We start from the raw sequence: 14,437 nt of genomic DNA on the forward strand, positions 1-14,437 counted from the left end.
ACGCCCGCGTCTGTCAACGCGACACTCCTTGACCCCCGTTAGCCGGAGTGCAATATTTTGCATGTCGGCAGGCCAGTGGCCTCCACCGACCCCCTGCTCGACCTCCCCGGACGGCCCGGTGCCGTCCCGACACCGAAGAGGGACCTCATGAGCAATCCCGCCGACACGCCGACCGTGGTCCTGGTCCACGGGGCGTTCGCCGACTCCTCCAGCTGGAACGGCGTGATCCGGGACCTCGCGGGCGACGGCCACCGCGTCGTCGCCGTCGCGAACCCGCTGCGCGGCCTGCACGACGACGCCGCCTACGTGCGCAGCGTCCTCGACGGCGTGACCGGCCCGATCGTGCTGGTCGGTCACTCCTACGGCGGGTCGGTGATGAGCGAGGCCGCCGACGGCCACCCGGGCGTCCGGGCGCTGGTGTACGTCGCGAGCTTCATCCTCGAGCCGCGTGAGAGCACCTCGCAGCTGGCCGCGCAGTTCCCCGGTGCCCAGCTGGGTGCCGCCCTCGACACCGTGCCGATCCCGCTGCCCGGCGGCGGCACCGGCAGCGACCTCTCCATCCGGCCGGAGGAGTTCCGGAAGGTGTTCGCCGCCGACGTCCCCGAGGACGTCGCGGACCTGATGGCGGCCACCCAGCGCCCCATCACCTCGGCCGCGCTCGAGGAGCCGGCGACGACGGCCGCCTGGAAGACCATCCCGTCGTGGAACCTCGTCACGACCGACGACCTCGCCATCCCCGCCGCCTCGATGCGGTTCATGGGGGAGCGCGCGGGCGCGCACACCGTGGAGGTCACGGCCTCCCACGCCGTCACGGTGTCCCGCCCCGACGCCGTCGCGGCGCTGATCCGTGACGCGGTCCGGGCGACCGCGTCACCGGATGTGCAGCAGCTCCGCTGACCGCGGGGACGCGAGTCGGGGACGGACGGGGGACAACGTCGCCGGCCCCCCTCCCGGCGACGTCGCCTCCCCCCGTCCGCGGATCAGGGCCCCCGACACACCAGGCCCGCGCCAGAACCGTACCCAGCGGTACGGTTCTGAGGGAAGGGCTCGATCCGCTCGATGGCCACCTGACGCGCTCGTCGGCCAGGAATTGAGCTGACCGGCCGACGGGACACCGTCCGGTGGGCTCCCCCTGGTGGGGGTGGATGCCGACCGGCAGGCTGTGGGGTCGGTGGCGCAGGTCGACCGGGCGGGACGGAGGTGCCGTGGCGAACGACGCGATGTCGGCGACGGACGCGACACGGGCCCCGCAGCAGGCGCGGTCCCGGGCCACGAGGCGTGCGCTGCTCGCGGCGGCGGGCGAGCGCTTCGCGGTCCAGGGCTTCCACGGCACGGCGCTGGCGGAGCTGGTGGGCAACGGCGCCCCGACCAAGGGCGCGCTCTACTTCCACTTCTCGTCCAAGCACGCCGTCGCGGAGGCGCTCGTCGCGGCGATGAGCGAGTCGTGGGACCGGGTCCTGCCCGCGGTCCGTCGGGTCGCCGGTGACCCCCTCGAGGCGCTGGTCCTCCTGACCGACGCCGTGATCGTGCGGCTCGACGACCCGATCGTGCGCGGTGCGGGGCGCGTGCTGCGTGACCGCGTCGTCGCCTCGCCGACCCTGAGCGAGGTCAGTGCCTGGTGGCGGGGCCAGGCCGAGGAGCTGCTCGTCGAGGCGCAGGAGGCCGGCCTGCTCCGGGACGAGGCCGACCCCGTGTGGGTCGCCGGCGAGGTCGTCGCGGGCTTCGCGGGCCGGGCGACGATGTCCGACGGCTGGTGCGGTGACACGCCGCTGTGGGACCTGGTGAACGACTTCTGGGCCGGGTTCCTCCCGCTGATCTCCACGCCGGCCTGGGCGCAGCGATGGGCGGCGCGGCCCTGGCGGCACCGGCGGCCTCCGGTCGGGGTGGGTCCCCGGGACGTCGACGACCTCGAGATCCACGCGGTGGGCACGTCGCACTGACGCCCGCGAGCCGTCGACGTCGTCGACCCGGGAGCGCGACGCGCGGCGGAGTGCCACCATGGTGGTGCCGGTCCCGGACGCGGTTCCTTCCCCCCGGGACGAAGTCCGGGGCCGGCCCTCCGCGCGGGTCGTTCGAGGTCTCCGCCGCGACGCCCTGCTCAGCGCTGCGGGGTCGGCGCCGGTGTCGCGTCGCCGGGGGCGGGGCCGCGGCGACGGGTTTGGTCGGACACCAGCGCCGCGATCAGCCGGGCCACCCGCTGCGTCATCTCCTCGGCGCCCTGGTCGGGGTGGGCCACCCACCAGTCCATGAGCGAGTCGACGATGCCGAGCCACGTCCGGACCATCGCGGACACGTCGAGCTCGTCGGTGGTCCCGGCGTCGCCGAGCAGCTCGAGGACGCCGTCCCGGGCGAGGGCCTCGATGCGGGCGGTGTACTGCGCGACGACCTCGGCCGCGGGTCCGTCCGCCGGGGCCGTGCGGTCGCGCAGGAGACGCCAGACGTGGCGGCGGTCGTCGAGCACGGCGAACATCGCCGCGAGGGTGCGCACCCCCCGCTCGACGCCGGCGCTCCCGTCGCGCGCGACCCGCTCGATCTCCGCGGCGAGCAGGCCGCCGGCCTCGGCGAGGCACGCGGCGTGGAGGCCCTCCTTCGAGCCGAAGTAGCTGTACACCAGCGCCTTGGAGATTCCCGCGGCGTGCGCGACGTCGGCGACGCCGGTGGCGGCGAAGCCGTCGGTGCCGAAGGCCACCGACGCGACCCGCACGATCTCCTGCTCCCGATCGGCGCGCGGGACGCCCTTCGTCCCGGCGTTCGGTCGCGGAGCCACGGTCCGACCCTATCGCGCAGATATGACCCTGAGGTAACTTACCCTGAGGTCATATCACAGGAGGGCTGATGGACGCATTGCTCGACCCCATGCAGAACCCGGTCACGTACGCGGTCCCGTTCTTCGTCCTGGCGATCCTCATCGAGCTCGCGGCGCTGCGGTGGCTCGACCACGACGATTCGGTCACGGGCTACGCCCTGCGCGACGCGCGGACGTCGATCTCCATGGGCGTCGTGTCGCTGGTGTTCCTGACGCTGTTCAAGGTCGTCACCTTCCTGGCGTTCAGCGTCGTGTACCTCCACCTCGCCCCGTTCCACCTGCCCACCGACACGTGGTGGTACTGGGTGCTGGTCGTGCTCGGGGTCGACCTCGGCTACTACGGGCACCACCGCTTCAGCCACCGCGTCCGGATCGCCTGGGCCGGCCACCAGGCGCACCACTCCAGCGAGTTCATGAACTTCGGCACCGCCCTGCGTCAGAAGTGGAACCCCTGGTTCGAGTTCTTCTTCTGGCTGCCGCTGCCGCTCCTCGGCTTCGCCCCGTGGACGCTGTACGCCGCGTTCGGCGTCAACCTCGTCTTCCAGTTCTTCGTCCACACCGAGCTCGTCGACAAGCTCCCGCGGCCCGTCGAGTACGTGTTCAACACGCCGTCGCACCACCGCGTGCACCACGGCCGCGACCCGGAGTACCTCGACCGCAACTACGGCGGCATCCTCATCGTCTGGGACCGCTTGTTCGGCACCTTCGCCGCCGAGGAGCGGCGACCGTCGTACGGGCTGACCACGCCCGTGGAGACCTACGACCTGCTGCGGCTGCAGTACGGGCACTACGGCGACATCGCCCGGGACGTCCGGGCGGCACGCCGCTGGCGCGACCGGCTCGGCTACGTCCTGGGCCCGCCCGGCTGGCAGCCGTCGGGTGGCCCGGCCCCGGAGCCGAGCCTGCCGCGGCGCTGACCTCGAGCCGGGCGGCGGACGGCCCGGCGAACTGCCCACCGGCGGTCGGCGTCAGCCGCCCTCGTCGGTCGGTCGGTCGTCCACGGCCCGCCGCAGCCGGGAGGCCCCGAGGGCGGTCCCGACCGCGGCGAGCGGCCAGGCGAGCAGGCGCGGGAACCGGGCGGCGAGCAGGGAGGCGAGGATCGTGGTGGCGCCCGCCGCGGCCGTGGCGGTCCGGCGGCGGGGCCGGGAGGGCTCCCGGGCCACGCGCAGGAGCTCGCCGCCGAGCCGCGAGAACGAGGCCGGGACGCCGGGTGCGCGCCGCAACGGTGACCGCCGCCCGGCGCTGCGGGCTCCCCAGGGCTTCCCGTCGCGAGGCCGGTGGGTGCCGCCGGGCTCGATCGCGCGGGAGTGCGCGAAGTCGTGCTCGAAGAGGGCCTCCAGCTCCTCGGCGAAGGGGCGGTCGTCGACGAGCAGGTCGAGGTCCCAGCTGGTGACGAAGTTGGCGGCGGTGAGGTTGGTCGAGCCGATGCGCGCCCAGTGGCCGTCGATCACGGTGGTCTTGGCGTGCATCATCGGTCCGAGGTACTCGAAGATGCGCACGCCGGCGTCGAGGGCGCGCCCGTAGCCGGCGCGCTCGAGCGCGCCGATCGAGGGGTGGTCGTTCGTGGCGGGCACCACCACGCGCACGTCGACGCCGTCGGCCGCGGCCTCGAGGAGCGCGCGGCTCAGCCGCGGTGTGGACAGGAAGTAGGGATCGGAGATCCAGAGTCGGTCCCGGGCGGCGAGGATCGCGAGCTCCATGATCCGCAGCGCGCGCAGCCGTCCGGGCGCCTGGAGCGCCACGCGGGCCTCCGCGCTGCCCGGGTGACCGTCGGCGGGGGCGACGTCGCCGGGGGTCTCGTCGAGGCGTTCGCCCGGGGGCAGCGGCGGGCCGACGGTGGCCCACATCCGCGCGAAGGCGAGTTCGAGGTCGGCGACGGCCGGGCCCTCGATGCCGACCGCCGTGTCGCGGTAGACCAGACCGTTCTCGGCGTGCTGCACCCACGCCTCGGAGATGCACACCCCGCCGGTGGAGGCGTACACCCCGTCCACGCCGACGATCTTGCGGTGGTCCCGGCACAGCCCGGCCAGGGGGGTGAGCAGCGACGGCGGGTTCGCGGCGCGGACCTCCACGCCCGCACGCCGCATGTCGTCCCAGTAGCGCCGCGGCACGCTCGACGACCCGACCGGGTCGTAGATCACGCGCACCGGCACGCCCGCGCGCGCCTTCTCCGACAGGGCGTCGGCGAACCGCCGGCCGATCTCGTCGGCCATGAAGAAGTAGTTCTCGAAGTGCACCCAGCGGCGCGCCCCGGCGATCCGCGCGAGCCACTGGTCGAAGGTCGCCGCCCCGTCGCGGAGCAGGGTGAGGCGGTTACCGGGACGGCGCGGCGCGTGCCCGGCCCGTGCCAGCGCCTGGTCCCACCGCGCGCCCGGCGAGCCGAGCGCGTCCGTGGCCGGAACGGTGGGCATGATCGAGACCTCGCTTCGTCGCCGACGGGCGGCGCCAGCCTGACAGCCACCCGACCGGGCCGCCGGACCCGGTCGCCCGCGGGCCGGCAGGAGCCGCCGCCCCCACTTCCGCCACCGGCCCCGGACCGTGTGAGGTGGACCCATGACGATCTCGTGGTGCTCCCCGTCCACCACCCGCGACCGGCGCGCCGCGTGAGGGGCGCCGAGGCCCTGGTCGGCTCGCTGGTCGGGGCGGGTGTCGACGTCTGCTTCATGAACCCCGGCACGTCCGAGATGCACTTCGTGCAGGCCCTGGACGACGTCCCGGAGATGCGGGGCGTGCTGACCCTGTTCGAGGGCGTCGCCACCGGCGCGGCCGACGCCCACGCCCGGATCACCGGACGGCCCGCCGCGGTGCTGCTGCACCTGGGGCCGGGGCTCGGCAACGGCATGGCGAACCTGCACAACGCGCGGCGGGCCGGCACCCCGCTGCTCTGCGTCGTCGGCGCGCACGCCACCGACCACGTCCGGCACGACGCCCCGCTCGAGTCCGACATCACCGCGCTGGCCCGGACGGTCTCGGGCTGGGTGCACACCTGCGGCGACGTGCGCGACGTCGCCGACGACGCGGTGCGCGCCGTGGCGGCGACCGCCGAGCGCGGCGGCCAGGTCGCGACGCTGGTCCTGCCGGCCGACGTGTCGTGGTCCGAGGGCGGCGCCCTGGCGCCCGCGCTGCCGGTCGCGGCGCCGTTCCCGCCGGCGCCCTCCCGCGTGGCGGCCGCCGCGAAGGCGGTGCGCGAGGCCGGCGCGGTGATCCTGCTGGGCGGCCCCGCGCTGACCGCCCGCGCGATGGACGCCGCGGGCCGCGTCGCCGCCGCCACCGGTGCCCGCCTGCTCGTCGAGACGTTCCCGCGGCGCTGGGACACCGGCGCCGGACGCCCCCGCGTCGACAAGCTCGCCTACTTCGCCGAGCAGGCGCTCGAGCAGCTCGACGGGGCGTCGTCGCTGGTGCTGGCGGGCGCGCGCTCCCCGGTGTCCTTCTTCGGCTACCCCGGGGTCCCCGGCGACCTGGTGCCCGACGGCGCCGCCGTGGTCGGGCTCGCGGACGCGGCGTCCGACGCGGCCGCCGCCCTGGAGGCGCTGGCCGCCGAGGTGGCGCCGGACGCGGTCGCCGAGCCGGCGCCGCGGGACACCCCGGAGCCCGCGCCCGGGCCGCTGGACGTGCGCTCGCTGTGCGCGGCGGTCGCGGCGACGCTGCCCGAGGACGCGATCGTGGTCGACGAGTCGCTGACCGCCGCGGCCGTGCTCGCCCCGGCCCTGCAGACCGCCGCCCCGCACACCCAGCTGGCGCTCACCGGCGGCGCGATCGGTCAGGGGCCGCCCGCGGCGGTGGGCGCGGCCGTCGCCGCCCCCGAGCGGCCGGTCGTCGCGGTGCAGGCCGACGGGAGCGCCCTCTACACGCTGCAGGCGCTGTGGACCCAGGCCCGCGAGCAGCTCGACGTCACCACCGTGCTGATCAACAACGCGGCCTACGCGATCCTGCGCGTGGAGCTGGCGCGGACCGGCGCCGGGGAGGCGGCCCACTCCGGGCGCGCCGGGCGGATGCTGACCCTCACCGACCCGACGCCGGACTTCGTGTCGCTCGCGACCGGCTACGGCGTCCCGGCACGACGGGTGGAGACGACCGAGGACCTGCTCGACGCCCTGCGGTGGGCCCACGGCGAGCCGGGCCCGCACCTCATCGAGGCGATCGTCCCCGCGCTCGGGTAGGGATTGCGGCGTCGAGCCTGCGCGTCAGGCGTCGGTGTCGCCGCGGTCGGGCGGGTCGGCGGTCACCAGCAGGAACTCGGGGACGCCGGCGAGCATCCGCTGCCAGGAGGGGCTGAAGCTCTCCGTGACCTGGGCCGCGGGCACGACGCGCGGCGCGGTGACGGTCCGGCGCCGGCCGTCGAAGGTGACGGCTCCGCCCCCGGCGGCGAGGAGGTTGAGGCACCAGTCGGTGTCGCGGCCGTACGGCAGGGGGAGGGCGAAACCGTCGGGCACGGGTCGCGCGGCGACGGGGGTGGCGTACGCGCGTCCGGAACGGCGCCCGACGTGCTCGATCCGCGCCGCGTACCAGTGCCGTCGCCCGGCCAGGCGCAGCATCAGCGGGTTGAGGACGTACTTGTTGAACGTCCGGACGGCCTCGTTCGAGCGCGAGTGCCCGCCGGCTCCGGGCGCGGTCGTGCAGCGGTACTCCTCCACGACCGACCACGGGCCGCCGTCGACGCTCGTCTCCTTGCGCCGGACGAGCTCGTCCGGGCCCTGCAGCTCCCACGTGAGCCGGGTCCGGACCGTGGGGTCGCCGGTGGACTCGAACACGAGCCGGTCACCGTCGATGTGGCCGGACATCACCTCGGCGTGGCCGTGGCAGTCGGCCAGCACGGCGCGGTACTCGTGACGTGCGGGATCCCATCCCGCGACCCAGTGGAGCTGCCGGCTCTCGACGTGGGTGCCGTCGAGCAGGTACTGCTCCTGACGGTGGTCGCCGACGACCCACCGGCCGTCCTGGATCCGGTGGTGGGTCGCGGCGCCGGTGGCCGTCATGGCCGGGGTCCCGGGCCCCGCGCCCCCTTCGGCGATGGTGCCGGTCCAGGTGGTGTCGCGGTGGAAACGCATCAGGTCCGCCATCTCGTCACCGGTGGTGACGGGCTGCGGCACGGTGTCCTGCACGGTCGTCACGGCGGTCTCCTCGGTCGGTGGCCACCCAGCGTGGGCGGGTCCGGATGCGTGGACAGCCGCCGAAGGTCCCGTTCCCGGGCGCCCGACCGCCCGCACCCCGCGGTCCCCGAACGGCCCTTGCCCGCGGCCGACCTCGACGTGGTCCCCCGGAGACGGGCGCACCGCGGTGCCCGACCAGGTCTGCAGGGGACGGGGATCCGGGACGTTCGGTCCTGTCCCGGGACGGGGGGTCACCGCATCGTCGGGGTCGGGCCCGCCGCGGAGCCACGGTCGGTGTGGAGGAGAAACGCCGCCCCCCTCGGTCGGCGGGCCCACCCGGAGCACGGGCACCCACGCGGAGGTCACGACCGCGGAGGTCGTACGCCGTGGGTCTGCGTGCACGCGCCGGCCGGCGGCGCGTGGCGCCGAGACCCGCTCGAACGGTGTCTGCACGCATGGTCACCCGCGGCTCCGGGTTGCCGGGCGTCGGCCTGGCCGCCCCCGTGGGTGCGCCGGGCCGGCGCCCGGTCCCACGCGCGCCGCGAGGACGACGTGACCGTCGGCGACGAGCCGCCCGAGCCGTCCGAGCCGCCCGAGGCCGGACGACAGGACAGGAGGCAGGGGCGAACGTCCTGGCGCACGACCCCGGCGGCGGCCGCGTCCCCGTGCCGAGGGACCTGCGGGCCCGGTCCTCCCGGCCTCTGCCCGGCGCTGCGCGTCCGGCCCACGCTGCGGAACGCACCGACGTCGGGACGCAGCGGGAGGGCGTGCGCCATGTCGACACTCGAGCAACCGAGCCCGGTCGAGCGGTCCCGTCCGGGCACCGGCAGCCAGGCGCTCACCCGCGTCCTGCTCTCCTGCGGGATCGCCTACGCCCTGCTCTACGTCGTGGGCAACGACGTGCTCGCCGCGGGCCGGTTCCCCGGCTACGACCGGCTCGCGCAGAACATCAGCGAGCTGTCCGCCATCGGGTCGCCGGTCCGGACCCTCGAGCTCGCCGTGCTGCTCCCGGCGGGGACCGCCCTGATGGTCGCGTTCGGCGTCGGTGTGTGGCGCTCCGCAGCGGGCCGGCGCTCCCTGCTGGTCGCCGGCGGCCTCATCGTGGCGTGCGGGCTCGTCGGGCTTGTCGCCCTCGCGTTCCCGATGACCTCGCGCGCCCTGCTGGTCGCCGCGGGCGCGATGCCGTCCAACGATCTCGGGCACATCGTGCTGACGGGGGTCACCGTCCTGCTGATCGTCGGGATGATCGCGGCGGCGGCGGTGCCGTTCTCGACCGGGTTCCGGGTGTACTCGGTGGTCTCGGCGCTCGTCGTCCTCGTCTTCGGCGCCCTGACCGGGACGCAGGCCCCGCAGCTGGCGGCCGGGGCGCCGACGCCGTGGATGGGCCTGTCGGAGCGGGTCAGCATCGGGGCCTGGTTGCTGTGGCTGGTCGTCCTCGCCGTCGTCCTGCTCGCCGGCACTCGGCGAGTCGCCTCGACCGGGAGCGACGCACGATGACCTGAGGTTGCGTGCCACCGGTGACCGGTCCGGCGCCGGAAAGGTCGTCAGCGGCACCGGCCACGCCGCGAGCATGGAGGTCGGCTGCCCTCGCGAGCGCGTGTTCGCCGGGTTCGTCGACGGTGACCTGTACAGCCGGGCGTGCCGGTCCTGACCGAGAACGGCCGCCCCGCCGCCACCCTCGAGTGGGGCACGCAGGCCCGGGGACGTTACGACACTGGTGTGGAGCCCGAGCTCGTCCTCGTGGTGTGGGACTTCGACCGACGAGGTGCGATCCGCGGGACGGCTGCCGTGTGCGGGTGGACCAGCCCGGGCGCGCTCGAGTGCGGGGGCGAGCGCGTTCACGGAGGTGGCGCCGACGTCCCCGCGCTCTCGATGGTGCGTTTGAGGATGACGGTCATCCGGGCCTGCATGGGCCACACGAGCAGGACGAACAGCCACGGGACGAGGAATCGCTCGATCCAGCGGGGACGGAACACCTGGTGACCGCTGATCACGAGCCGGGTGTGCCCGTGCGGTGTCTCGTCGAGCCGGAATCCCCAGGTGCCCTCCATGTAGGCCTCGGGACGCCGGTCGTCGGGCTCGAGCCAGCGTCCCCGCAGGTCGGTGCACCCGTACAGGCACAGGAAGTGCGGAGGGTCGAGCACGGCGACCCGGTAGGCGTCGACGACGTGGCCCAGCGCCCAGTACCGGAGCTGGTCACCGACGGCGAGGTCCTGCCACTCGGGATGGACTTCCGTCGCGCTCGGGCGGCCGGCGTTGTCGAGGTGGTCCCAGGAGTACCAGCCTCCGCGGTCCCACCCCATCTGCACGAGCCACGGCCAGACCTGGTGGGGCGGCGCCTCGATGGTGACCGCCATCGTCGGGGACCGGGTTCCGCCGGGGACGAGGTCGCCGCCGGGGAAGGCGTCGTTGACCTCGGCGTCGGTCGCACCCCACCGCATGAGGGCAGGACGGACCCACCGATCGATCGCACCCGCTGACGCCGCGGCCAGCATCACCTTGCGCACCAGGCCCACCTGGCCAGCGTCGGCCGCGATCGCCGGCCCCGTCAGGGGCGAACGGCCTCGAAGCGGGAGCTGAAGGGAGGACCGTGCTGCCCGCCGCCACCGTGTCCTGGTGGTCGCTGAACGTCGTCACGGGACTTCGGTCCCTGGCGCGGGCGGCCCGTTCCCGGTTGCGTCCCGAACCCCAGCGGCAGGAAGGACGACCCATGGGCCACGACGACATCACCATCACCCACGAGACCGGACGCCGGCTGGCCGCCGTCCGCTACGAGGCCCGGGCGGCGGACATCGCGGCGAAGGCCGGCGAGGCCTTCCGGAAGGTCGCCGTCCACCTCGCCCGCACCGGGGTGCCCATCACCGGTCCGGCCGTCTCCGTCTTCGAGGCGGACGAGGACGCCTTCTCCGTCACCTCCGGCTTCGTCGTCGAGAGCGACGTCGAGCCGGGCGAGGGGGTCGAGCCGTTCCGGCTCCCGGAGGTCGAGGTCGCGACCACCACGCACGTCGGGCCGTACGACGAGCTGGACAAGGCCTACGAGGCACTCGGCCGAGGGGCCACCGCTCGTGGGCGCCGCGTCGACGACACGGGCCCGATGTGGGAGGAGTACTGGAGCGGTCCCGAGACGCCGCCGGCCGAGGCCCGCACCGTCGTCTTCCGCCCGTTGGTGCCCTCGCGGTGAGCGGGCGGGCAGCCCCGTCAGGCGTACGCGACCCCGGCACCGTGGTGCAGCCGAGCGGCACGGAGGCGCCGGGGCCTTGGTCCCGCCCCGCCGGGTCCCGCGACCGTGCCGCGATCCGGCGCGAGGGCGAGGGTCGCGGGTGAGCCATCGCCGTGGTCGGGGAGGCAGGACATGGGGTTCATCGATCGTGTCGACGCCGGGCGACAGCTGGCCGGCGCTCTGCAGCACCTGCGCACCGAGGACGTGGTCGTGCTCGGCCTGCCACGCGGTGGCGTCCCGGTGGCCGCCGAGGTCGCCCGAGTGCTCGGCGCGCCGCTGGACGTGATCGTCGTGCGCAAGCTGGGGGTGCCGTTCCAGCCCGAGCTCGCCCTGGGGGCGGTCGGTGAGGGCGACGTGCTGGTGCTCAACGAGCGCATCTTCCACTGGGCGCACGTCAGCGAGGCGGAACTGGCCGAGATCGAGCGCCGGGGCCGGGGTGAGGTCGAGCGCCGTGCCCGACGATTCCGTCGCGACCGCGCCCGGCTCCCGCTGTCCGGGCGCACCGCCCTGCTCGTCGACGACGGCATCGCGACCGGGGCGACGGCTCGTGCCGCGTGCCAGGTCGCCCGGGCCCAGGGCGCGGTGCGCGTCGTGCTCGCCGCACCGGTCTGTGCTCCCGACGCCGCGGCGCGGTTGCGTGAGGAGGTCGACGAGCTGGTGTGCCTGGAGCTCCCGCACCGGTTCCTCGGGGTGGGCCAGTCCTACGGCGACTTCAGCCAGGTCGCCGACGAGGAGGTCGCGGACCTGCTGCGGCGGGCGGTGCACGAGGAACCGACGCCGTCGGCGCCGGCCCACGGTGACCCGCCCCCGCACACCTCAGAGGTCCGCATCCCGGTGGGGGCGGTCCAGCTCGAGGGCCGGCTCGTCCTCCCGGACGGGGCCGCCGGAGTGATCGTCTTCGCCCACGGCAGTGGCAGCAGCCGTCACAGCCCGCGCAACCGGTACGTGGCCGGGGTCCTGCAGCGGGCCGGGTTGGCGACGCTGCTGGTCGACCTGCTCACGCCCCAGGAGGAGACCAGCCGCGGCCACGTCTTCGACATCGATCTCCTGGGTCGCCGGCTCGTCGGGGTGACCGAGTGGGTGGCGCACCGACCCGAGTGCGCCCAGCTGCCCGTCGGCTACTTCGGCGCGAGCACCGGTGCGGCCGCGGCTCTGTACGCGGCGTCCCAGGTGGACGTCGCGGCGGTCGTCTCGCGCGGGGGACGACCGGATCTCGCCGGTCCGCGTCTGGGGGAGGTGCGCGCACCGACGCTGCTGATCGTGGGCGAGCACGACAGACCGGTGATCGAGCTCAACCGGCGCGCCCAGGCCCGCCTGCGGTGCGAGAACCGCCTGGAGATCGTGCCGGGTGCCACCCACCTGTTCGAGGAGCCCGGCACGCTCGAACTGGCCGCCGCGCTCGCTCGCACGTGGTTCGTCGACCATCTCGCCCCTGTCCGGCTGGCGCGGACCTGACACCCCCGGGATGGACTCGACAGATCGCACGGCGCCCGGACCCGATCCCCGCTCCGGCCTCGTCACGGGCGTGGTCGTGGTCGGGGTCGACGGGTCCGACGCCTCGTGCCGGGCCCTCGGCCACGCCTCGCGCTCGGCGGCGGCGCGGGGCGCCCGCCTGCGCGTCGTCACGGCCTACCAGCCACCGGAGTGGATGCGCGCTCGCGGACTGGGACCGGCGGAGGTCGCACCGGCACCCAGTCGGCCCGTCCCCGCCTGCGAGGACCTGGCGACGGCGCGGCGGATGACCGACGAGGCGCTCGCCGCACTGCGGGACGGGACGCAGCTCCCGAGGGATGTCGAGGTGCTGGCGCTGCCGGGGGACCCGGTCGACGTGCTGAGCGAGGCGGCGCAGGGTGCGGACGAGCTGGTGGTCGGGCACAGGGGTCGCGGACCGGTCGCCGGCCTGCTGCTGGGATCGGTCGCTGTGGGGTGCCTCTTCCGGGCGACCTGCCCGGTGACCGTGGTGCGCGGGAAGCGGTGACCGGTCGGGACGGGGGGTGCCCGACGCCCGCGGTTGGTCCGCTCGGGCGGGGGCGCTGTCTCCCGGGCGCGGGTCGGCCCGGACCTCACCCGTCCCGTGGGTAGCTCGCGACCACCGGCCTGCTCCTCCTGCCCGGACGGCCCGGGCGCCGTCCGGGCTCCCGGCGAACCGTTGCCGACGGGATGGGCGATGGCTCATCGGCAGAGAGGCGTGTGATGGACACGGAACGGGCCGGTCATGGCGAGGACCACGCGGGAGTCAGGATCGGGAGGGTCGACGGCCTCGGTCTGCCCGTCGAGCGGCTGCTCGACGACGGCGTCACGGGTGCCCACGTCGGTCTCCTCGTCGCGCAGCCGGCGGTGGCGGCGTGAGCGCGGGTGGGTCCGGCCGCTCCCCGGGATCGGTCGTGGTCGGTGTCGACGGTTCGGAGCCGTCCCTGCGCGCGGTGCGGTGGGCCGCCCGTGAAGCGGCCCGGCGCGGCCGCGGCCTGCGGATCGTGCTGGCCCACGACGATGTCGATCCGGCGGTGATCGCCGATCCGCAGATGTGGCGTCGCCTCCAGCAGGACCTCCTCGACCGCGCCGAGCACGCCGCGGAGCGCGCGGTCGCGGCAGCCGGCGAGGTCGCTCCGGAGCTCTCGGTCACCGAGGAGCTCGTCCACGGCCCGGCGGCGCCGGTGCTGCTCGACCGGGCCGGCGACGGGCTCCTCGTGGTGGGTGCAGGGGGAGAGGGCGGCCTCGGCGAACCGTTCACCGGATCGGTCGGCTCGACGGTGGTCGCCCACGCCGCGGGGCCGGTCGTCGTGGTGCGCGGGAACGAGGGGACGGACGCGGAGGCACCGGTGGTCGTCGGGGTCGACGGGTCCCCGGCCAGCGACGCGGCGATCGACTTCGCGGTGGAGGCCGCTGACGCCGCCGGGTGCCCGCTCGTCGCCGTGCACACCTGGTGGGACACGCTCCTGGGCCCCGAGCTGGAACCCCTGCTCGACTGGGGGGCGATCTCGGTCGACGAGCACCGGGTCCTGGCCGAGCAGCTCGCCGGGCGCTCCGCCGAGCACCCCGACGTCGCCGTGTCCACCGTCCTCGAGCGGTCCCATCCCTCGCGGGTCCTGCTCGAGCAGGCTCAGGGCGCGCGGCTGCTCGTGGTCGGCACCCGCGGACGGGGCGGCTTCGCCGGGCTCGTCCTCGGGTCCGTCAGCCGGCGGATGGTGCACCGGGCCCCGTGCCCGGTCGCGGTCGTGCCGCCGCCGGGGAGTCCCCACCACCCGCTCGCGGGCACGCGGGGGGCCACCGTCGCGGCGAGGACGTGACCGGGCGTCCGACGACGCGGACCCGGCCCGGCCG

14 protein-coding genes are annotated in these 14,437 nt (G+C 75.3%); 10 read left to right on the top strand and 4 right to left on the bottom strand.

The genetic code is table 11. From position 1 onward, the window contains the following. The first annotated feature begins 147 nt into the window (after positions 1–147). Positions 148–897 (top strand): alpha/beta fold hydrolase, encoded by a 750-nt coding sequence (locus PGB27_RS08700; RefSeq protein WP_274199971.1) that lies wholly within the window; start codon positions 148–150, stop codon positions 895–897. A 308-nt stretch (positions 898–1,205) separates the two neighbouring features. Beyond that, positions 1,206–1,940 carry a TetR/AcrR family transcriptional regulator gene (locus PGB27_RS08705; protein WP_274199972.1) on the top strand — a complete coding sequence of 245 codons (735 nt, stop codon included), beginning with the start codon at positions 1,206–1,208 and terminating at the stop codon, positions 1,938–1,940. A gap of 158 nt (positions 1,941–2,098) precedes the next feature. Here the strand turns inward: PGB27_RS08705 and PGB27_RS08710 are convergent, their stop codons facing one another. Then, entirely contained in the window at positions 2,099–2,767 is a 669-nt protein-coding gene (locus PGB27_RS08710) for a TetR/AcrR family transcriptional regulator (RefSeq protein WP_274199973.1), read from the bottom strand. 68 nt (positions 2,768–2,835) lie between these two features. On the opposite strand from PGB27_RS08710, the gene PGB27_RS08715 reads away from it, so the two are divergent. Then, positions 2,836–3,723, top strand: a complete 888-nt coding sequence (locus PGB27_RS08715; RefSeq protein WP_274199974.1) for a sterol desaturase family protein — start codon at positions 2,836–2,838, stop codon at positions 3,721–3,723. Between the two features lie 51 nt (positions 3,724–3,774). Here the strand turns inward: PGB27_RS08715 and PGB27_RS08720 are convergent, their stop codons facing one another. Next, positions 3,775–5,217 carry a phospholipase D-like domain-containing protein gene (locus PGB27_RS08720; protein ID WP_274199975.1) on the bottom strand — a complete coding sequence of 481 codons (1,443 nt, stop codon included), beginning with the start codon at positions 5,215–5,217 and terminating at the stop codon, positions 3,775–3,777. Positions 5,218–5,409: 192 nt separating this feature from the next. On the opposite strand from PGB27_RS08720, the gene PGB27_RS08725 reads away from it, so the two are divergent. Further along, positions 5,410–6,966, top strand: a complete 1,557-nt coding sequence (locus PGB27_RS08725; protein WP_274200133.1) for an acetolactate synthase large subunit — start codon at positions 5,410–5,412, stop codon at positions 6,964–6,966. Between the two features lie 24 nt (positions 6,967–6,990). On the opposite strand, the gene PGB27_RS08730 is transcribed toward PGB27_RS08725, so the two are convergent. Continuing rightward, entirely contained in the window at positions 6,991–7,917 is a 927-nt protein-coding gene (locus tag PGB27_RS08730) for a nitroreductase family deazaflavin-dependent oxidoreductase (protein ID WP_274199976.1), read from the bottom strand. 753 nt (positions 7,918–8,670) lie between these two features. Here PGB27_RS08730 and PGB27_RS08735 point away from each other — a divergent pair. Next, positions 8,671–9,393 carry a DUF998 domain-containing protein gene (locus PGB27_RS08735; protein ID WP_274199977.1) on the top strand — a complete coding sequence of 241 codons (723 nt, stop codon included), beginning with the start codon at positions 8,671–8,673 and terminating at the stop codon, positions 9,391–9,393. 341 nt (positions 9,394–9,734) lie between these two features. On the opposite strand, the gene PGB27_RS08740 is transcribed toward PGB27_RS08735, so the two are convergent. Continuing rightward, the gene (locus PGB27_RS08740) at positions 9,735–10,412 is read right to left on the bottom strand and encodes a hypothetical protein (protein WP_274199978.1); all 678 of its coding nucleotides are present in this window, start codon (positions 10,410–10,412) and stop codon (positions 9,735–9,737) included. Between the two features lie 194 nt (positions 10,413–10,606). Between PGB27_RS08740 and PGB27_RS08745 the strand changes: the two genes are divergently transcribed. The 5 genes from PGB27_RS08745 (at position 10,607) to PGB27_RS08765 (ending at position 14,403) form a co-directional block, all read left to right on the top strand. Next, positions 10,607–11,077 carry a GyrI-like domain-containing protein gene (locus PGB27_RS08745; protein WP_274199979.1) on the top strand — a complete coding sequence of 157 codons (471 nt, stop codon included), beginning with the start codon at positions 10,607–10,609 and terminating at the stop codon, positions 11,075–11,077. Positions 11,078–11,248: 171 nt separating this feature from the next. Beyond that, positions 11,249–12,571 carry a phosphoribosyltransferase family protein gene (locus PGB27_RS08750; protein ID WP_274199980.1) on the top strand — a complete coding sequence of 441 codons (1,323 nt, stop codon included), beginning with the start codon at positions 11,249–11,251 and terminating at the stop codon, positions 12,569–12,571. Positions 12,572–12,581: 10 nt separating this feature from the next. Continuing rightward, positions 12,582–13,094 carry a universal stress protein gene (locus PGB27_RS08755; RefSeq protein WP_274199981.1) on the top strand — a complete coding sequence of 171 codons (513 nt, stop codon included), beginning with the start codon at positions 12,582–12,584 and terminating at the stop codon, positions 13,092–13,094. Between the two features lie 215 nt (positions 13,095–13,309). Continuing rightward, a complete protein-coding gene (locus PGB27_RS08760) occupies positions 13,310–13,465 on the top strand; it encodes a hypothetical protein (RefSeq protein ID WP_274199982.1) in 156 nt (51 codons plus the stop codon). Then, positions 13,462–14,403 (top strand): universal stress protein, encoded by a 942-nt coding sequence (locus PGB27_RS08765; protein WP_274199983.1) that lies wholly within the window; start codon positions 13,462–13,464, stop codon positions 14,401–14,403. Before PGB27_RS08760 ends, PGB27_RS08765 begins: the two co-directional genes overlap by 4 nt. Positions 14,404–14,437: the final 34 nt, after the last annotated feature.

The sequence above is a fragment of the Actinomycetospora lemnae genome, from assembly GCF_028737315.1.
GTDB lineage: Bacteria > Actinomycetota > Actinomycetes > Mycobacteriales > Pseudonocardiaceae > Actinomycetospora > Actinomycetospora lemnae.

Excerpts from the sequence above, each read along its gene's own strand:
- PGB27_RS08720 (WP_274199975.1), bottom strand. The coding sequence starts at position 5,217 with ATGCCCACCGTTCCGGCCACGGACGCGCTCGGCTCGCCGGGCGCGCGG.
- PGB27_RS08700 (WP_274199971.1), top strand. The coding sequence starts at position 148 with ATGAGCAATCCCGCCGACACGCCGACCGTGGTCCTGGTCCACGGGGCG.
- PGB27_RS08755 (WP_274199981.1), top strand. The coding sequence starts at position 12,582 with ATGGACTCGACAGATCGCACGGCGCCCGGACCCGATCCCCGCTCCGGC.
- PGB27_RS08745 (WP_274199979.1), top strand. The coding sequence starts at position 10,607 with ATGGGCCACGACGACATCACCATCACCCACGAGACCGGACGCCGGCTG.
- PGB27_RS08760 (WP_274199982.1), top strand. The coding sequence starts at position 13,310 with ATGGACACGGAACGGGCCGGTCATGGCGAGGACCACGCGGGAGTCAGG.
- PGB27_RS08750 (WP_274199980.1), top strand. The coding sequence starts at position 11,249 with ATGGGGTTCATCGATCGTGTCGACGCCGGGCGACAGCTGGCCGGCGCT.
- PGB27_RS08715 (WP_274199974.1), top strand. The coding sequence starts at position 2,836 with ATGGACGCATTGCTCGACCCCATGCAGAACCCGGTCACGTACGCGGTC.
- PGB27_RS08735 (WP_274199977.1), top strand. The coding sequence starts at position 8,671 with ATGTCGACACTCGAGCAACCGAGCCCGGTCGAGCGGTCCCGTCCGGGC.